Source organism: Henriciella sp. AS95 (assembly GCF_038900055.1).
Taxonomy (GTDB): Bacteria; Pseudomonadota; Alphaproteobacteria; order Caulobacterales; family Hyphomonadaceae; genus Henriciella.
Genome location: NZ_JBBMQM010000001.1, coordinates 3,664,437 through 3,682,461 on the forward strand (window position 1 = coordinate 3,664,437; position 18,025 = coordinate 3,682,461).

At 60.7% G+C, this 18,025-nt stretch carries 15 protein-coding genes; 9 read left to right on the forward strand and 6 right to left on the reverse strand.

Translation table 11 applies throughout. The features are described from left to right. Positions 1-21: 21 nt before the first annotated feature. Positions 22-1,269, reverse strand: a complete 1,248-nt coding sequence (locus WNY37_RS17750; RefSeq protein ID WP_342974739.1) for an aspartate kinase — start codon at positions 1,267-1,269, stop codon at positions 22-24. Between the two features lie 96 nt (positions 1,270-1,365). Between WNY37_RS17750 and ubiG the strand changes: the two genes are divergently transcribed. Both ubiG and WNY37_RS17760 read left to right on the forward strand, forming a co-directional pair. Further along, entirely contained in the window at positions 1,366-2,139 is a 774-nt protein-coding gene (gene ubiG / locus WNY37_RS17755; protein ID WP_342974740.1) for a bifunctional 2-polyprenyl-6-hydroxyphenol methylase/3-demethylubiquinol 3-O-methyltransferase UbiG, read from the forward strand. Between the two features lie 6 nt (positions 2,140-2,145). Then, positions 2,146-2,757: a DUF924 family protein gene (locus WNY37_RS17760; RefSeq protein WP_342974741.1), complete on the forward strand. Its 612-nt coding sequence runs from the start codon at positions 2,146-2,148 to the stop codon at positions 2,755-2,757. Here the strand turns inward: WNY37_RS17760 and WNY37_RS17765 are convergent, their stop codons facing one another. Then, positions 2,758-4,518, reverse strand: a complete 1,761-nt coding sequence (locus tag WNY37_RS17765) for an alpha/beta hydrolase (protein ID WP_342974742.1) — start codon at positions 4,516-4,518, stop codon at positions 2,758-2,760. It abuts the gene before it with no gap. Positions 4,519-4,770: 252 nt separating this feature from the next. Here WNY37_RS17765 and WNY37_RS17770 point away from each other — a divergent pair, with 252 nt between their 5' ends. Beyond that, positions 4,771-6,024 (forward strand): multidrug effflux MFS transporter, encoded by a 1,254-nt coding sequence (locus WNY37_RS17770; RefSeq protein WP_342974743.1) that lies wholly within the window; start codon positions 4,771-4,773, stop codon positions 6,022-6,024. Here WNY37_RS17770 and rimK read toward each other — a convergent pair. Then, positions 6,021-7,406 carry a 30S ribosomal protein S6--L-glutamate ligase gene (gene rimK / locus WNY37_RS17775; protein WP_342974744.1) on the reverse strand — a complete coding sequence of 462 codons (1,386 nt, stop codon included), beginning with the start codon at positions 7,404-7,406 and terminating at the stop codon, positions 6,021-6,023. The two genes, WNY37_RS17770 and rimK, sit on opposite strands and share 4 nt — an antisense overlap. Positions 7,407-7,533: 127 nt before the next feature. Here rimK and mltF point away from each other — a divergent pair, with 127 nt between their 5' ends. Then, positions 7,534-8,916 carry a membrane-bound lytic murein transglycosylase MltF gene (gene mltF / locus WNY37_RS17780; RefSeq protein WP_342974745.1) on the forward strand — a complete coding sequence of 461 codons (1,383 nt, stop codon included), beginning with the start codon at positions 7,534-7,536 and terminating at the stop codon, positions 8,914-8,916. Here mltF and WNY37_RS17785 read toward each other — a convergent pair. Continuing rightward, positions 8,913-10,901, reverse strand: coding sequence for a protein meaA (locus tag WNY37_RS17785; protein WP_342974746.1), 1,989 nt, complete (start codon positions 10,899-10,901; stop codon positions 8,913-8,915). The genes mltF and WNY37_RS17785 overlap by 4 nt on opposite strands. A gap of 166 nt (positions 10,902-11,067) precedes the next feature. On the opposite strand from WNY37_RS17785, the gene WNY37_RS17790 reads away from it, so the two are divergent. From WNY37_RS17790 to WNY37_RS17800, 3 genes are all read left to right on the forward strand, one after another. Then, positions 11,068-11,352: a SemiSWEET transporter gene (locus tag WNY37_RS17790; protein WP_342974747.1), complete on the forward strand. Its 285-nt coding sequence runs from the start codon at positions 11,068-11,070 to the stop codon at positions 11,350-11,352. Positions 11,353-11,464: 112 nt separating this feature from the next. Next, complete coding sequence (locus WNY37_RS17795; protein ID WP_342974748.1) at positions 11,465-12,124, forward strand: GntR family transcriptional regulator; 660 nt, start codon at positions 11,465-11,467, stop codon at positions 12,122-12,124. 5 nt (positions 12,125-12,129) lie between these two features. Beyond that, the gene (locus tag WNY37_RS17800) at positions 12,130-13,215 is read left to right on the forward strand and encodes a serine hydrolase (RefSeq protein WP_342974749.1); all 1,086 of its coding nucleotides are present in this window, start codon (positions 12,130-12,132) and stop codon (positions 13,213-13,215) included. A gap of 3 nt (positions 13,216-13,218) precedes the next feature. Here the strand turns inward: WNY37_RS17800 and WNY37_RS17805 are convergent, their stop codons facing one another. After that, positions 13,219-14,115, reverse strand: a complete 897-nt coding sequence (locus tag WNY37_RS17805; RefSeq protein ID WP_342974750.1) for an aminotransferase class IV — start codon at positions 14,113-14,115, stop codon at positions 13,219-13,221. 147 nt (positions 14,116-14,262) lie between these two features. Here WNY37_RS17805 and ccrA point away from each other — a divergent pair, with 147 nt between their 5' ends. Continuing rightward, complete coding sequence (gene ccrA, locus WNY37_RS17810) at positions 14,263-15,534, forward strand: crotonyl-CoA carboxylase/reductase (protein WP_342974751.1); 1,272 nt, start codon at positions 14,263-14,265, stop codon at positions 15,532-15,534. A 73-nt stretch (positions 15,535-15,607) separates the two neighbouring features. Further along, positions 15,608-17,098: a M20 family peptidase gene (locus WNY37_RS17815; protein ID WP_342974752.1), complete on the forward strand. Its 1,491-nt coding sequence runs from the start codon at positions 15,608-15,610 to the stop codon at positions 17,096-17,098. Positions 17,099-17,101: 3 nt separating this feature from the next. Here the strand turns inward: WNY37_RS17815 and WNY37_RS17820 are convergent, their stop codons facing one another. Further along, positions 17,102-17,983, reverse strand: coding sequence for an ion transporter (locus tag WNY37_RS17820; RefSeq protein ID WP_342974753.1), 882 nt, complete (start codon positions 17,981-17,983; stop codon positions 17,102-17,104). Between the last annotated feature and the right edge of the window lie 42 nt (positions 17,984-18,025).

Sequence of the window (18,025 nt, forward strand, 5' to 3'; positions counted from 1 at the left end):
GCCCGTAAGTGGACGGTTGTGCTACGCGGCGTCAAGCCCGAATGCCGTGTGCAGCGCACGCACGGCGAGCTCTGTATAGGCCGCCTCGATGAGAACCGAAATCTTGATTTCGGACGTCGAGATCACGTCAATATTGATGCCCTTCTTGTAAAGCGCATCGAACATTGTGCCAGCGACGCCGGTGTGGCTCTTCATGCCCACGCCGATGACAGAAACTTTAGCAACGTCCCGCGAGACCGAGAGATTTTCAAACCCGATCTCAGCCTTGTGGTCGAGCAGCAGCTGCTCAGCCTTTGTGCTGTCAGCGGAGGTGCAGGTGAAGACCATGTTGGCGCGTTCCGGCCCGCGGGCATTGGCCTGCACGATCATGTCGACATTGACGCCAGCCTCGGCCAGCATGGAAAAGATGCGGGCTGAGACGCCAGGTTTGTCCTCGACCCCGTAAAGCGTGACCTTTGCCTCGTCGCGCGAATAGGTAACTCCGTTGACGACCTGCTTTTCCACGATTTCATCCTCACTACAGACATAGGTGCCCTGATTGGTCTCGCCGGGCTCGGCAAAGCTGGAGAGTACGCGAACCCTGACCTGGTGGTTCATCGCAAGCTCGACGGATCGCGTCTGGAGCACCTTGGCGCCGAGCGATGCCATTTCGAGCATTTCTTCATAGGAAATTTTTTCAAGGCGCCGGGCCTGCGGGACGATGCGCGGATCGGTTGTGTAGACCCCGTCCACATCTGTGTAGATATCGCAGCTGTCGGCTCCGAGTGCAGCAGCGACGGCGACAGCGCTTGTGTCGGAGCCGCCGCGGCCGAGCGTCGAGACGCGGCCCTCATCGGTGACGCCCTGGAAGCCGGCGATCACGGCGATCTCACCGCTGTCGACCGAATCCTGCAGACCGGAATCCTCAAAGCCCATGATGCGGGCCGAACCGTGGGCGGGGCTGGTCTTCATGGCCAGTTGCCAGCCAAGCCAGCTGCGTGACTTCAGACCGCGCTTGCGCAGGGCAAGCGCCAGAAGGCCGCTGGTTACCTGCTCGCCAGAGGAGACGACGACGTCATACTCATCGTCGAAATTCGGGCCTGTGATGCCTTCCCCTGCAGCCCCGCGCGCATAGCCCACCAGCTTGTTGGTCTCACCCGCCATGGCCGAGACGATGACGGCGAGATTCTCGCCCTGGCTCGCGCGCCAGGCGACAATATCCGCCACATGCGCGATGCGATCGAGGTCTGCGACCGAGGTTCCGCCGAATTTAAGGACTGTGCGCCGCATTGCCTTGCTGCTGAGCCTTCCCATTTAATGGATCAGAGATTTCGGGCGTGTCTTTAAGCGCGTCGCCGCAGAAGCGCAAACAGGTTTGCTAAAGTTATGGAAAAAATAGCAGAAAACCGGCAAGATTTGCCTCAAACCCCCAGTATCGACCCCGATGAAGTGGCAAAATTTTCGGCAATGGCCGCCGAATGGTGGGATCCGACCGGCAAGTTCAAGCCGCTGCACAAGTTCAATCCGGTCCGTCTCGGCTTCATTCGCGACACTCTGGTTGATCATTTTGGGCTGGATGGGTCTCAGCGAAAACCGCTCAAGGGTCTTCGCATTCTGGACATTGGCTGTGGCGGCGGACTGGTCAGCGAGCCGATGGCACGGCTTGGCGCAAGCGTCACGGCGGTCGATGCAAGCGAGGCCAATATCAAGACGGCGCTGACGCATGCCAGCGAAGCCGGGCTCGACGTGGATTACAGATGCGGCACCGCAGAAGGCCTGATCGAGGGCGGGGAAGCGCCGTTCGATGCGGTCCTGAACCTTGAAGTGGTCGAGCATGTGGCTGATCCGGCGCAGTTCCTGAAAGACACAGCCTCCCTTGTGAGGCCCGGCGGCATCACCATCACGGCGACGCTGAACCGGACGCCGAAAGCGTTCGCGCTGGCGATTGTCGGGGCGGAATATGTGATGCGCTGGCTGCCACCCGGCACGCACGAATTTGCGAAATTCCTGCGCCCCGAAGAGGTTTCCGCGCCGCTCGAAGCGGCCGGACTGGTGGCAGACAAGCCACAGGGCGTGTCCTTTAAGCCCTTGTCTGACCAGTGGAAACTTTCTTCCGACACAAAGGTCAACTACATGATCGTCGCTCGCCGACCGGAATAGAGTGAGATGAGAAGCACCACCACGCCCGAAAACGTTCTCGACTACTGGATCGGTGGGAGCGCCGAATCTGCAAGTGCGATTGCAGACATGCAGCCACGCTGGTTCCAGAAGAGTTTCGAGACCGACAAACAGATCGCCGACAACTTCATTGATGTGCTGGCGGATCTGGCCAGCGGCAAGGCGAATGAGTGGGCACGTCAGGGCGCGCGGCCACGGCTGGCAGCGATCATCGTGCTCGACCAGTTCAGCCGGAACCTGTTTCGCGGCCACAAACTCTCCTTCGCGCACGATGCGATTGCCCGTAATCTGATGAAGACCGGCCTCGCGCTTGGCGAAGACAAGCAGCTGAGCGAGACCGAGCGGGTCTTCTTCTACCTTCCGGCAGAGCACTCAGAAGACATGCTGGACCAGAAGCTGTCCGTGCGCCTGTTCAAGCAGCTGGTGGCCGAGGCGAGGCCAGAGTTCAAAGACTTCTGTGCCTCCACACTCGACTATGCCAAAGCGCATTTCGAAGTGGTCGACGAGTATGGCCGCTTCCCGCATCGCAACAAAGTGATGCGGCGTACCTCAACACCAGAGGAACGCGCCTATCTCAGCCAGCCCGGCGCCGGCTTCTGATCAGTTGCGGCCATGCACGGTCTCTTTCCATAGGACTTCCATTGCGGCGATGACTTGCGGCCAGTGCGTGTAGAGCAGGTACTGACCGGCATCCTCGATCGCGGTTACTTTCTTCACGCTGGGGACCGTCTCGGCAAAGTCTCTCACCATACCAGGCTGGAAGACCTTGTCGTCGAGGCCATGGATGATGTGGAAGGGGGCGACGACATTTCGGGCGATCTCCCGCCTGTCGGTCAACAACGTCCGCATTTCGGAGACCATGGCATGCGGGCCCTGTTTGACGGCATGGCGAAGCCCATCGGTCACGACCGCGCGAACCTCGGGGCGTCGCACCGCGCGCTGCTCCGATGGCGAATCCCTGTGCAGGGTATTGAGCACAAACTGGTCTCGGCCACTGTCGATCAGGGCGACGGCGGCGCGCGCGATGAAACCAATGGCAGCTGGCGCCTTCAGGAGCGTATTGGCGAAGACCCTGTGTTGCCATGGCAGGCCATCTTCCATGCCCTCTTCCCAGCTTGTTTCGCCACTGATTGAAAGCAGACAGCTGGTGAGATCCGGGCGCGACACGGCAAAGGCCTGGGCGTGGGTGAGGCCGGTGGCGTGGCCGATCACCATGACCGGGCCGGTGTCGAGCCGCTGGACCAGCTCTGCCATGGTGCGGACATTGGCCTGGATCCGATCACTCAGCGTGTCTGAACTGATGCCGTCCGAGCTGCCGAAACCGGGGCGCGAGGGCGCGATAACCCGCCAGCCTTGCCGGGCGAGCGCCTCGACGGCTGGCTCTGTCCAGAGCGGGCCGAGATAAAGCTGGTGAAAGAAGAGGGCCGGCCGGCCCAGCGGGTCGCCCTGCTCCATCCAGCTGAGCGTTCGCCCATCCGACAGCGTCATCATCTTCTGCTGGCGCCAGCGATCGATCTCCCGCATGGCCGGCGCCTGGCGCGAGATGGCGCGGGCGGTATTGATCGTCGCCCCGAACCCTGCGAGCAGGCGGACCGCTTCGGTCACGGAGGAGACGCCGAGCTTGTTCAGGATCGCGCGGATCTGCGTGCGCACCGTTGCCAGCTTTGCGACGCGATCCTCGGCAATGCGCTCCGGCGTGTCGCCCCGCGACAGACGAAGCGATACATCGACCTCTGCATCGGACAGTCCATAGACTTCGGTAAGGCGCTCTCCCATGGATTTGTCGAGATGGACGTCCACAGCAGCGAGAAGCAGCGCGTCTTCGGACGCAGCGGCGCCATCCATCAGTGAAACACGGGTCAGAAGCAGCCGCGATTCGACACTGTCGAGGCCCAGCCGGCTCGCCACGAAGAGAAAGTCCTCTGTCATCTCCGCCTTGGCATTGCGTTTCACCCAGGTGCGGATCGATGACATGGCGCCAGCGTCGAGCTGCAAGTCCTGCAGCCCTGTGGGCGTAAGGCCACCCACCAGGTTCAGGCACGCTGCGTTGACGCCGACAATGTCTCCGTTCGGCCTGAAGACAACCGCCGGTCCGGGCATCTGGTCAGCCATGATGCGGGCTGATTCTTCGTGCGCCCGCAATCGGCCCATACGGTCGAGAATCGCCAGCGCGCGCTGGAAATGGGCCGTGACATTCTCAGGAAGATTCCGTCCGTCCCGCTCGGATGGAAGGTCGCTGATATAGGCTGACCAGGCATCGAGCAGCTGTTCATAGCGTTCGGGCTCAAGCGTGGTCGCATAGGTCTCCTCAACGACCTTTACCTCGCTGGGCGATTGAGAAGATTCTCTACCACTGGTCAAATTTTGCCCTACTCTTTCCAGTTTCGAGGCACGGTCATCACAAATTCCGTGGAATTCCCAAATAATCCTGCCCAATCATCAAATTTGATGATGCGCGAATTCGGGCCAGTCGGCAATGAACCCTTCAAGCGATTGCAGGTGTGTGGGGACGCACGCAATGACAGGCGAAGCTGGTACTTTTCCGGCTTCGTCTGTTGCCGTTTCAGGCGAAAGTCTCCAGATAGTTGGTCCTGATCTAGAAGACTGACCTCCATGCAAACCACATCCGAGACACTTCCGGCGGCAGGACTGGCCCGCCCGACCCTGCCATTACCGGTCTGGGAGTTCGTCGGCATGATTGCGGCGATGATGGCGCTGAATGCGCTTGCCATCGATACGATGCTGCCCGCCCTGCACGAGATTGCACAGTCCTATTCGCTGCAGAGTGAAAACGACCAGCAATTGGTGATCTTCGCTTATGTGCTTGGCTTCGGCGCGCCGCAGCTGATCTTCGGACCGGTCTCAGACAGTGTGGGGCGCAAGAAAATCGTGATGAGCTGCGTGCTCGCCTACACGATTACGGGCTTTGCCTGCATGTTCGCGACGAGCTTCACCATGCTGCTCGCGACCCGGTTCCTGCAGGGGATCGCGGCCTCCGGCATCCGGGTGATCGCCGTTTCAGTGGTTCGCGACCTGATGGGCGGGCGCGCCATGGCGCGGCTCATGTCGCTGGTCATGACAGTGTTCATGGTGGTTCCGATCCTCGCGCCGTCGATCGGACAAGGCGTGATGCTGTTTGCCCCCTGGCAGTGGACATTCGGCGTGCTGGGCATTGCCGGTATCCTGATGATGGTCTGGATTGGCCTGCGCCTGCCGGAAACGCTGCCGGCCGAAGATCGCCCCCCTCTCAATTTCCTGGGATCGTTCCGCGCCTATAAGCAGGTCATCATGACGCGCGTGACACTTGGCTATATGTGCGCGAGCGGTGTCATCTTTGGTGCGCTCTTTTCCTATGTGGCCTCGTCCGAACAGGTCTTCCGGGATGTCTTCGACAAGCCGGATACCTTTGTTCTGTGGTTCGCCGGGATTGCGGGCGCGCTATCGGTGGCGAACTTCATGAATTCGCGGATCGTGGAGCGGATTGGGATGCGCCGGGTCAGCCACACCGTGCTGCTTGGCTTCATCGTTCTGGCCATCGTCAACACGCTCGCCATGATGTATTTCGGTGAGAAGCTCATTATCTTCTATCCGCTCTTTGCGCTGACATTCGCCTGTTTTGGCTTGATCGGCGCGAACTTCTCGGCGCTCGCCATGGAGCCGCTTGGCAGGATCGCCGGGACGGGCTCTGCGGCGTATGGGTTCATGACGACGACGGTTGCGAGCTTTTTCGGATGGATGGTGGCCAGCCGCTTCGACGGCAGCGTCGTGCCCATCCTGGAAGGCTATATCGGGCTGGGGCTGGCCTGTCTGGCGATCGTCCTATTCACCGAACGCGGCAAGCTGTTCGGATCACGCGACGACCCCTAGGCGCTAACGCCGCGCCGTTTGCCGAGGGTCCGCACACGCTGTTCGATCAGGCGAATGACATTGCTGGTGACGTTCTTGCCGCTGGCTTTCTCGATGCCTTCGAGGCCCGGCGAGGAGTTCACTTCCAGCACGACCGGGCCATTCTTCGACTGCAGGATATCAACGCCAGCGAAGTTGAGACCAAGCCGCTTGGCAGCGGCGACAGCGATCTTGCGCTCGTCAGCCGTCAGTTTGATCGACCGGGCTTCGCCGCCGCGGTGCAGATTGGAGCGGAACTCGCCTTCCTGCGCCTGGCGCTTCATGGCGGCCACCACGCGCCCGCCAATCACCAGGCAGCGCACATCCGCGCCGGCCGCTTCCTTCACGAACTCCTGCACAAGAAAGTTTGCGTCCAGCCCGCGGAAGGCATCGACAAGGCTCTCGGCGGCCTTCTTCGTGTCGGCCAGCACGACACCGCGGCCCTGCGTCGACTCGAGCAGTTTCAGAACCACCGGCCCGGACCCGACAAGACCAACAAGGTCCTTTGTATCCTTTGGCGAGTGCGCGAAGGCGGTCACCGGCATCGCAATACCAGCATTTGACAGAAGCTGATGAGCCAGAAGCTTGTCGCGAGAGGCTCCGATGGATGATGGCGGATTAAGGCACCAGGCGCCCATCGCCTCGAACTGGCGCAGGACCGCCATGCCGTAATTGGTCATGGATGCCCCGATGCGCGGAATCACGGCGTCATAGAAAGGCAGCTTCTTGCCATCATAGTGGATTTCGGGCGCGCGGGCCTCGATCTTCATATAGCAGCGGGACGTATTGATGACGTCGACCAGATGGCCCCGCTCCCGTCCGATTTCGGCGAAGCGCTTTGAGGAATAATTGTCCGGTTCGCGGGTCAAAAGGGCGAGACGAAGCGGCCGCGTCTTCGGCTTGAGCGACTTGACGCTGTCATAGAGATCGAAGCTGAGTTTCGGCTGGATGAAAGAGCGGTCGGGGATGACGGCGGTGTAGTCACCAAAAGCCGAGCGGCCGAGCAACATCCGGTAGGCCATGGTCTCACGATTGGTCAGCGTGATCTCAATGGACCGGCGCATGCCGCCGATCAGCATGTCGGTCGCGATGACGTAGCGCAGTTCGGTCTGGCCGTTGGAGCTTGTCACGTCGCGCCGGTCGACGACGGGCGCTGTGCAGACATGTTCCAGCTTGGGATTGTCAGGATCGGGCCGGATCAGGAATCGTACTTTTGGGCTGGCCGTATCGCCGAAGCTTTCAATCACTTCGGCATGCAAAGCAGAGGTCTTCGCGCCCGTGTCGACTTTTGCCTTGATTGCGGGAAGGCCAAGGTCAGGCAGAGCAAGCCATTCTTCCCAGCCAAGTTCGAGAGTCTCACCCATGCTTCGTCTCCGATGCGGCCTGAGCGTGTCTTCAAAGACTGACGGTCAGGTTTCAAGCGATATTTCAGCGTTCGGCAGAAATTCGCCTGTTAATTGAACATTTGCCATTCCTACCCATTGTTTAGGTATGAAAAACAAAGCTCGCATTGGCCTTGTAGCCGGCGCGACCATCCTTTCAGGGCTCGTCCTGACACAGTGTCAGCCCTCCGAAGATGCAGCGATCGTTACAGATTCAACGACAATTGACTCCATCCGTGAGGGTGGAGAACTGGTCGTGTTGACCCTCGAAAGTCCGACCACGTATCGCAGGTCCGCTGAGGTAGAAGAAGGCTATGAAATCGATATCGTGCAGGAATTCGCCGACAGTATCGGCGTCAAACCTCGCTATGTCGTCATGGATAATGTCGAGGATCTGATCCAGGCGATCGAGGATGGACGCGGCCATATTGGCGCCGCCGGTCTGACCATGACCGAAGCGCGCTCAGCCCGCGTCAAATTCGGCCCCGCCTACAAGAATGTCGAAGAAGCCGTGGTTTGCCATCAGAAAGGCCCTGCGCCGACCAGCCTGGAAGCGCTGAGCGACGTCAAGCTGACCGTGCTGGCGGGCTCTTCCTATGTGGAAACCCTGCAGGCGCTCAAAGCGGACCATGCCGGGCTCAACTGGGCGACGCGGCGGGCCGGGTCTGCCATGCCGATGCTGAGCGCGGTCGCCATGCGGCGCGTCGATTGCACCATTTCCGACTCTCACCTCGCCGAATATGCGCGCCGGCTCTATCCCGACCTCATCATCCCGATGACGGTGAGCGATGACCGCCCCCTCGGCTGGATCTACAATCAGAAGATTGGCGGCATGGATACAGCCCTGAAAGGCTGGTTCGCGCAGCAGCACACGAATGGCTATCTGGAAGAGCTGGACGAACACTGGTTCGGCCATCTGGATGAGTTCGACTATGTCGAGGTGCTACGCTTTGTCGAGCGCGTCGAGGACCGGCTGCCGGAGTTCAAGAATTATTTCCAGGCCGCCGCAGCCACCACCGAATTTGACTGGCACCTGCTGGCCGCCCAGGCCTATCAGGAAAGCCATTGGGACCCTGACGCCGTCAGCGGCACGGGCGTGCGCGGTCTGATGATGCTGACCTTGCCCACAGCCAAGGAGCTTGGCGTCAAGGATCGCACCGATCCGGCTCAAAGCGTGGAAGGCGGCGCGCGGTATTTGCAGCGGCTGTATGAGCGCGTCCCGGACGCCGTACAGGGCGAAGACCGTCTCTGGTTTGCCCTGGCAGCCTATAATGTCGGCATGGGCCACATCTATGATGCGCGCCGCATTGCCGAGCGCAAAGGCCTCGACAAGAATAGCTGGGACGATCTTCGCACCGTTCTGCCCCTGCTCAGCAAGCCGGAATACTATAAGAGCGTGAAGCACGGTTATGCGCGCGGCCATGAGCCGGTGCGCTATGTCCGCAAGGTGCGTGACTACTACAATATGCTACGGGCGAACGTGCCGGTTTAGACCTTCTCGAGCCACGCTTCTTCGACAACGTCAACCACATCACTCATGATGTCTGTGATCTTGAAATCCTTTGGGGTGTAGACGCGGCGGATGCCCATCTGTTTGAGGGCGCGCTCATCTTCGGGCGGGATGATACCGCCGACGACAAGCGGCGTGTTCTCAAGCCCCGCCTTGCGCATTTCGGCGATTGTGTCGCGAACAAGATCAAGATGGCTGCCTGACAGAATTGAGAGGCCGATGACATGTGCGTCGGCCTCTTTTGCCTGCGCGACGATCTCTGATGGCGTGAAACGGATACCCTCATAGATGACATCCATGCCGCAGGCGCGGGCGCGGCTGGCAATCTGTTCGGCGCCGTTTGAGTGACCGTCGAGGCCGGGCTTGCCGAGGACATAGGTGAGGCGCCGGCCGAGGTCCTCGGAGACCTTGTCGACGCGCTTGCGGGTGGCTTCGATGTCTTCATCGCCGCCGGTTTCGACAACGACCGCGACGCCGGTTGGTCCGCGATATTCGCCGAAGACGTCTCGCAGCGCCCCGCCCCATTCGCCCGTGGTCACGCCAGCCTTGGCGGCGGCGATGGAGGGCTCCATGATATTCTCACCGGACTGGGCAGCGGCTTTGAGGGCTGCGAGCGCGGCTTCGGCCGCGCCATTGTCGCGCTGTTTGCGCCATTCATTGAGGTTGCGGACCTGTTCGGCCTCCATCATCGGATCAACGGTTTCGATCGTCTTTTCGCCAGCGCTGAGCGGACTTTCAGCGGTCTCGACGTATTTGTTGACGGCAACGACGGTCAGGTCGCCGCTCTCGATGGCGCGAATGCGGTCGACATGCGCCCCGACCAGGCTTTCCTTCATATAGGACACGGCCTCCACGGCCCCGCCCATCTCGTCAATCTTCGCAAGCTCGGCTCGGGCGCCGGCTTTCAATTCTTCGGTTTTGCCATCAACGACGTGGGAGCCGTCGAAGAGGTCTTCGAATTCGAGGAGGTCTGTTTCGAAGGCGAGGATCTGCTGCAGGCGGAGCGACCATTGCTGGTCCCAGGGGCGCGGCAGGCCGAGCGCTTCGTTCCAGGCTGGCAGCTGCAGGGCGCGGCAGCGGGCGCGCTTGGAAAGCGTGACGGCGAGCGCCTCTATGAGGATACGGTAGACATTGTTTTCCGGCTGCTGCTCTGTCAGGCCGAGCGAGTTGACCTGCACGCCATAGCGGAAGCGCAGCGCCTTGGGATCAGTGACACCATAGCGCTCACGGCCAATCTCTTCCCAGAGGTCGACGAAGGCGCGCATCTTACAAAGTTCCGTTACGAAACGGACGCCGGCATTCACGAAGAAGGAGATGCGGCCGAACACGATTTCAAAGTCCTTTTCCGGAACTTGTCCGCCTGCTTTCACCGCATCGAGCACGGCGCAGGCCGTTGCGAGCGCATAAGCCAGCTCCTGCTGCGGCGTCGCACCGGCTTCCTGAAGGTGATAGGAACAGACATTAAGCGGGTTCCATTTTGGAACCTCGGTATAGCACCAGCTCACCATGTCCGAGATGAGGCGCATGCTTGGCTCTGGCGGAAAGACATAGGTACCGCGCGAGAGATACTCCTTGATGATATCGTTCTGTGTCGTGCCGCGAAGCTTGGCGCGGTCATCGCCGCGCTCGTCGGCGAGCGCGACATAGAGCGCGAGCAGCCAGGCGGCCGGCGCGTTGATCGTCATGGAGGTGTTCATCTCATCCAGCGGCAGGCCATCGAAAAGCTTGCGCATATCGCCGAGATGGCTGACCGGCACGCCGACCTTGCCGACCTCGCCCTTGGACAGGATATGATCGCTGTCAAAAGCGGTCTGGGTTGGCAGATCGAAGGCAATGGAGAGGCCGGTCTGGCCGCGGGCCAGGTTTGACCGGTAAAGCGCATTGGATTTTTCCGCCGTGGAATGGCCCGCATAGGTGCGAAAGATCCAGGGTCGGTCGCGATCATGTTGAAACGCTTTATTTGTCATTATTTCCTCCGATATTGCGCTGCAACATGGACCGAACTTGACCGAAGGGCAAGATTAGCCGGACGGCGCGCTCTGACGCATGCAGATTGGAAGATGTTTGCGTCAATTCGCAGATGACGGCCCGACGAACCTCCCGTAAAAGGCGCGCTGAGCGAGGAGACACTCCATGGCAGACTATATCGGCAGCGTTGCCGCCTTTCTGACAACGGCCTCCTTCCTGCCGCAGGCGATCCTGGTGCTGCGCACGCGGAATACTGAGGGCCTCTCTCTCATCATGTATGCCATGTTCACTGCGGGCATCACGTGCTGGCTGGTCTACGGCCTCATGATACAGAGCCTGCCGATCACGGTTGCCAATGCGATCACCGTGGTGCTGGCTGCCATCATTCTCAGCATCAAGATCCGCAATACGGTCACGGCACGGCGCGGACACAGCGAACCGCTGATCTAGCCGCCGGGTCTGAGACGGGCGCGCCTCTGTAATCCTCCAACCCATCTTGCAGAATTCAGGAAATCCAGAGTGGTCCATTGATCGCTCAAGATAATTGTATACAGTATACAATATGAGTAGGCTGACCCCCACAACGCTGTCCGGCGCGGCAATCGACAATGTGCGCAATGCCATTCTCGAAGGCGAGCTGCCGGATGGCGAGCGGGTCAATGAGGTGCATCTTTCAGAGACTTTGGGCGTCAGCCGCACGCCCCTGCGCGAGGCGCTCAACCGGCTTGTGTCCGAAGGCCTGCTGACGTTCAGGGCCCGGCACGGCTATTACGTGCCGCCGCTGACGCTCGAAGGGTTTGAGGCCGAATATGGCATCCGACCGATCCTCGATGTGGCCGCGCTGAAGCTGCAGGGCCTGCCCGGCGCAGAAACGATAGACACACTGAAGGCGCTGAACCGCGATTTCCTCGCCGCGCCGACAACGACCGGGCGGATTGATGTGGATGACGCCTTTCACATCGAGCTGATCAAGGACTGTGGAAACCCCGTCCTGTTGACGATGATCCGCCAGCAAATGGTGCGCACGCGCCGGTTCGAGTTCGCCTATCTGCGCGAGCAGGCCCACACGACAGAAGCCGCCGATGAGCATGCAGCCATCATGGCGGCGCTGGAGGCGGGCGATCTCGACGCCGCCTGCGCTGCCCTGCACGCCAACCTCACCTCATGCCTCGACCCGCTTCGGGACTGGCTGAGATCACGCCCCACCCCCACTAAAGGATAGAGTATATGACCCGCCTGTTTCCATTCGCCTGCGCCGCTGCGCTGGCGGCTTCAATGTCGTTTCCAGCCTGCAGCCAGATAGCGGCCAGAACGACTGGCGAAGCTGTCTATGACGCCGAATTGACCGAAGCGATTAGCGAGGCCGTGAAGCCGGTCATCGCCCCGCAGACGACGAGCATTCTCGTCATGCAGAGCGACGATGTCCTGCTGGAGATGTATCCGGGGGACGGCGCACCCGACCTGCTTAATAATACGCGTTCGGCAACCAAGACGGTCGTCGCCATGGCGGTCGGCGCGGCGATCGAGGACGGGTATTTCAAATCGGTGGACGACAAGGTGTGGCCGCTTCTGGAAGATAAAGCCCCTGAAGGCGCAGGCGATGCGCTGACCCACGAGATGACACTGCGCGACCTGATGACGATGTCGTCGGCGCTGCATTGCAATGACAGTGAGGATACGCCCGGAAACGAGAACTATATGCACGAGCAGGAGGTCTGGCTGCCCTGGGCGCTCAGCCTGCCGTCTTCCCCCGGCTGGTCACGAGACGAAAGCGGGCTTGGGCCCTGGCGCTATTGCACCGTGGGGTCGTTCCTGGTGGGCCAGGCGATCGAAGCCGCATCTGGCGTGAAGGTGGATGAGTATGTTCGGCAGAAGATTTTCGAGCCGCTGAACATCGAAGACTATGAGTGGTTTTACTCGCCCGGCGGCGAGGTTCAGACGGGCGGCGGGCTGGAGCTGACGGCGCGCGATCTTGCCAAACTCGGCAAGCTGCTGACCGATGGCGGCGTCTGGAAAGGCGAGCAGGTTCTGCCGGCCGAGTGGGTCGATGAGATGATGACCGTCCACCGCCGCAGATCTGACGGCAAGGGCTATGGCTATCTGATCTGGCAGCAAGAGCATGAGACATCGTGCGGACCGGTGGATGCCTGGTTCATGTCCGGCAATGGCGGCAATCGCGTCCTGTCGCTCAAGTCACTCGACGCCGTCGTCGTCCTGACCCGGCAGGCTTACAATACGCGCGGCATGCACCAGCAGACCGACGACCTGCTTGAAGACTATATTATACCGCCACTGACCTGCGCGGCTGACTAAAGCCTAGCGCGCCGTCGCTTCGATCAGCCAGGGGGCGCGGGCAGCAATGTCGGCGCCCATGGCCTTGTAGTAGAGCGACTGCACCCGCCGCGTCACAGGGCCCGGACGGCCTGTCCCGACCGGCGTGCCATCAATGTCGATAATGGGCAGGACAAGGCCGGTGGCAGAGGTGGTGAAGACCTCGCTTGCGCCTGACAGCTCTTCCACGGTGACGGCGCGCTGTTCGACGGCAAGGCCGCCCGCTTCGAGTTTGTCGAGGACTGACTGGCGCGTGACGCCGGGCAGGATCTGGTGCCCCAGATTGCGTGTCACGAGCCGATCTCCGGGCAGCACGACCCAGAGATTGGCCGAGGCCGCCTCTGTGACGAAGCCGTCTTCATGCAGGATGGCCGAGAAACGGCCGAGCTTTGCCGCCTGGCGATAGGCAAGCGCCTGCGAGAGGAGCTGTGTGGTCTTGTAATCGCGCCGCTTCCAGCGCTGGTCCTCGACCAGGGTGGATTTGACGCCATCGCGCGCCTTTTCGCCGATCAGCTGGCGGGCTTCACAGAACAGGAAAAGCGAAGGCTGCAACGTTTCCGGACCGGCAAAGTCGCGGGCGCCATAGGCCCCTGCCGAGACATGCAGGTAGACAAAGCCCTCAACAAGCGCATTTCGGTCGATCAGCGCCTCATGGATGGCTTCAAGCTCACCGGCAGACCAGGCGACCGGCACGTCAATTCCATCCAGCGTGCGTTGCAGGCGCGCCACATGGCCGGAAAAATCGATGAGCGTGCGATTAAACACAGCTGTGACTTCATAGGCGGCGTGCGCAAACAGGAATCCCCTGTCGAAAGGCGAAACCATTGCTTCGGACGCGGGACAGAACTCGCCGTTCAGATAAACCCATTTAGCCGGCCCCATGGCGATATTCCTCTTTAACTATGTTGCGGCGCACAATTTCCACTTGCCTTTGCGGCAAGGATTTGATCAGTGTCTAGCCATTCAGGAGGAATGTGAAGCAGGAGAAATAATCTTGCGCACATACATGAAAATCGGAGGCCCTTGAGCATGACTACCGCGACAATTGCTCGTGAAAAGAAAGATATTTACGAACTCGGCGAGATTCCGCCGGAGTTCCACGTCCCGAAACTGATGTACGCCTGGGCGATCCGGCGCGAACGTCATGGGCGCCCATCCACTGCGATGCAGATCGAACAGGTCCCTGTTCCGGAAATCGATTCCGATGAGGTTCTGGTGCTCGTGATGGCCGCTGGCGTCAACTATAATGGCATCTGGGCCGGGCTTGGTGAGCCAATCTCGCCGTTCGACGTCCACAAGGCAGACTTCCACATTGCAGGCTCCGACGCCTCCGGCATCGTCTGGGCGGTTGGCCGCAAGGTCACCCGCGTGAAGCCGGGCGACGAGGTTGTCATCCACTGTAACCAGGATGATGGCGACGATGAGGAATGTAATGGCGGCGACCCGATGTTCTCGCCGTCCCAGCGCATCTGGGGCTATGAGACGCCGGATGGCTCCTTCGCGCAGTTCTGCCGCGTGCAGGCGCGCCAGTGCATGCCGCGTCCAAAGCATCTGACCTGGGAAGAAAGCGCCTGCTATACGCTGACGCTCGCCACCGCTTACCGCATGCTGTTCGGCCATCGCCCACACATTGTGAAGCCGGGCAATAACGTCCTCGTCTGGGGCGCATCCGGCGGGCTTGGCTCGTTCGGTGTCCAGCTTTGCGCGGTGACCGGGGCGCACGCGCTCGGCGTGGTGTCTGATCCCGACAAGTTTGATTTCGTCTACTCGATGGGCGCCAAAGGCGTCATCAACCGGAAAGATTTCGATTGCTGGGGGCAACTGCCGACCGTGAACGGGCCGGAATTCACCAACTATATGCGCGAAAGCCGGAAATTCGGTAAGGCCATCTGGGAAATCACCGGCAAGAAAGACGTCGACATCGTCTTTGAACACCCGGGCGAAAGCACGTTTCCAGTGTCTGTCTTCGTCGTGAAGCGCGGCGGCATGGTCGTGATCTGCGCCGGCACGACAGGCTTTAACCTGACCATGGATGCGCGCTTCCTCTGGATGCGCCAGAAGCGGGTTCAGGGGTCCCACTTTGCCAACCTCGCTCAGGCATCAGCGGCAAACCAGCTCGTCATCGACCGCCGGATTGATCCGTGCATGTCGGAAGTCTTCTCCTGGGAAGATATCCCGGCCGCGCACGAGAAGATGCTCGATAACAAGCACCTTCCCGGCAATATGGCCGTGCTCGTCACCTCGCCGAAGCCCGGCCTTCGCACGGTTGAAGACGTGCTGGCGGTGTCCGGACAGGCCTAACGCACCGGCAGACTTGCTCTCTTGTTTCAGGCGGCCCAATGTGGCCGCCTGAACTGTTTCTGGGAGGTCCGGTTTGAAACAGGTTTTGATTGGGCTCGGCGCCCTGTTTGCCATTCTCGTCATCGTCCTGCTTGTGCGCACCTTCACCTTTGGCGGCGCACCGGCGAATGTTCAGCAGGTCGATTTGCCTGAACCGCCGGCGATCTCTGCAGAAGAAGCGGCCCAAAACCTGTCGCGCGCCATCCAGTTCCGCACCATTACGCTAAGCAGCGGCGATCCGCGTCCCGGACAGGAAGGCCCATGGCTGGAGCTGCAGGCCTGGCTGGAAGAGACCTATCCCGCGTTTCATGCGGCTGCCACCAAGGAGACCGTGCCCGGCGGCTATACGCTACTCTATACGTGGGAAGGCTCCGACGCGTCGCTCGACCCGATCCTGCTGATGGCACACCAGGATGTCGTGCCGGTGAATATCGGGACTGAGGGTGACTGGACGGGCGCGCCTTTCGCGGGCGAAATCGTTGACGGTTACGTCTATGGCCGCGGCGCGATGGACGATAAGGGTTCGCTCGTCGCCCTGATGGAAGCGCTCGACGCACTGGCCGAAGATGGCTTTGCGCCGCGCCGCACGATCCTGCTGCAGCTCGGCCATGATGAGGAAGTCTCAGGCTCTGGCGCCAAGGCCGGGATCGCATTGCTGAAATCGCGCGGGATCACGCCGATCATGGCCCTTGATGAAGGCTTCATGGTCGTTGAGGACAACCCCGTGACGGGCGGCACGCTGGGCCTCATCGGTGTCGCAGAGAAGGGCTATGTGACGGTTCGCCTGACGGCGCTGGCCGAGGGCGGGCACTCATCGGCGCCGCCAAAAGACAGCGCGACGGTGCGGCTGTCGCGTGCGCTTGTCGCGCTCGATGACAACCAGATGGAGGCCGACCTCTCCAAGGCGCCGACATCCGACATGATCAAGGTCGTCTCACAGGAAATGGGTTTCGTGAACCGGATGGCCATTGCCAATCAGTGGCTGCTGGGCGGCCTGGTCGAGGGTGGTTTTGCCGCCAGTCCGCAGGGCAATGCGATGATCCGCACAACCACCGCGCCGACCATGCTCATCGGCTCAGCCAAGGAAAATGTGCTGGCGCAGCGCGCCACGGCCATGGTCAACTTCCGTATTCATCCGAACAATACGGTCGAAGACGTGCTCGAGCATGTGCGCGACGTGACGTCTGACATTGAGGGCATCGAGATCGAAGTGGGTGGAGACGGGATTTCAAGCGAGCCATCGCCTGTCAGCTCAACCGAGAACCGGGCCTATGGCGTGCTGGCGGCGGTCGCGAGCGAGATCAGCGATGGCGCACCTGCGACCCCTGCCCTGGTCATTGGCGCAACCGATGCCCGCTATGCGAGCGACATCACCAAAGACGTCTATCGGTTCGCGCCGTCTGTGGTGGGGCCTGCCGACCTGGCCGGTTTTCACGGCACGAATGAGCGCCTCAGCGTCGAGAATATGGGGCGTCTGGCGCGCAGCTATGCGCAGATCGTCATGGTGATGGACGCGCCGGACTAAGAATCAGGCCTGGTTCTCAGGCGCGGACTCTTCCATCGCTTCATATTCTTCGACTTCGGCTTCGAGCTCCTGATTGCGCCGCTCAAGCTTGGCATTCTCGCGCTCACGTAGCTCATCGGAGAACGCGCTGGCGAACACACCGGCCGGAAGCGCGACAACACCGATGCCGGCAATCGCAATGACCGAGGCAAAGAACCGGCCAAGCGGGGTCACCGGATAGACATCGCCATAGCCGACCGTGGTCAGCGTCGCGATCGCCCACCAGATGGCCCGCGGGATGGACGCAAAGCTCTCCTGCTTTTCCCCGCCGACGCCCTCAATGAAGTAGAGCGCGACCGCCGAGACGTAGACCAGCGCCAATGCCATGGCGAGCGTCGTCAGAAGCTGTGTTCCCGACCGGCGCACCGTCGCACCGAGCACATCGAAGGCTGGAACGAAGCGGGCAATCTTGACGAGGCGGGCAAGACGCAGAACGCGCAGGGCCATGACGATCTGCTGGCTGGAGTCTTCCGGAGCAAACAGGATCCAGAGCAGTTCCGGCAGGAAGGCGATCAGGTCTGCGACCGCATAAGGCGTGACGATATATTTCAGCCGGCCCACAAATCCCCGGTATTCAGGATTCTCGCCGGCTGCCCAGAGCCGCATGATATATTCGATCGCGAAGACGATGATGATGATGACATTGAAGATCGCGATCGCCCGCATCCAGCCTTCGCTCATGGTCGATTCGGTTTCGAGCGCGAGCGCGAGAAAGCTGAGCAGGACGAGCACAACGATGAATGTATTGAATGCCGACAAGCCGTGCTTGTCGCGCGCATTCGGCTCCATCTGCATATAGAGCTTATGGCGAAGCCCCATTTGCGTCATCACCTGCTGAACCACCATCGCGCCCCTCCTCCTCTGGCGCTGATAGCCTTATCGCGCAGA

What these genes read in the sequence shown, in the direction of transcription:
- WNY37_RS17750 (WP_342974739.1), bottom strand. Translation starts at nt 1,269, where the DNA reads ATGCGGCGCACAGTCCTTAAATTCGGCGGAACCTCGGTCGCAGACCTC.
- ubiG (WP_342974740.1), top strand. Translation starts at nt 1,366, where the DNA reads ATGGAAAAAATAGCAGAAAACCGGCAAGATTTGCCTCAAACCCCCAGT.
- WNY37_RS17760 (WP_342974741.1), top strand. Translation starts at nt 2,146, where the DNA reads ATGAGAAGCACCACCACGCCCGAAAACGTTCTCGACTACTGGATCGGT.
- WNY37_RS17770 (WP_342974743.1), top strand. Translation starts at nt 4,771, where the DNA reads ATGCAAACCACATCCGAGACACTTCCGGCGGCAGGACTGGCCCGCCCG.
- rimK (WP_342974744.1), bottom strand. Translation starts at nt 7,406, where the DNA reads ATGGGTGAGACTCTCGAACTTGGCTGGGAAGAATGGCTTGCTCTGCCT.
- mltF (WP_342974745.1), top strand. Translation starts at nt 7,534, where the DNA reads ATGAAAAACAAAGCTCGCATTGGCCTTGTAGCCGGCGCGACCATCCTT.
- WNY37_RS17785 (WP_342974746.1), bottom strand. Translation starts at nt 10,901, where the DNA reads ATGACAAATAAAGCGTTTCAACATGATCGCGACCGACCCTGGATCTTT.
- WNY37_RS17790 (WP_342974747.1), top strand. Translation starts at nt 11,068, where the DNA reads ATGGCAGACTATATCGGCAGCGTTGCCGCCTTTCTGACAACGGCCTCC.
- WNY37_RS17795 (WP_342974748.1), top strand. Translation starts at nt 11,465, where the DNA reads ATGAGTAGGCTGACCCCCACAACGCTGTCCGGCGCGGCAATCGACAAT.
- WNY37_RS17800 (WP_342974749.1), top strand. Translation starts at nt 12,130, where the DNA reads ATGACCCGCCTGTTTCCATTCGCCTGCGCCGCTGCGCTGGCGGCTTCA.
- WNY37_RS17805 (WP_342974750.1), bottom strand. Translation starts at nt 14,115, where the DNA reads ATGGGGCCGGCTAAATGGGTTTATCTGAACGGCGAGTTCTGTCCCGCG.
- ccrA (WP_342974751.1), top strand. Translation starts at nt 14,263, where the DNA reads ATGACTACCGCGACAATTGCTCGTGAAAAGAAAGATATTTACGAACTC.
- WNY37_RS17820 (WP_342974753.1), bottom strand. Translation starts at nt 17,983, where the DNA reads ATGGTGGTTCAGCAGGTGATGACGCAAATGGGGCTTCGCCATAAGCTC.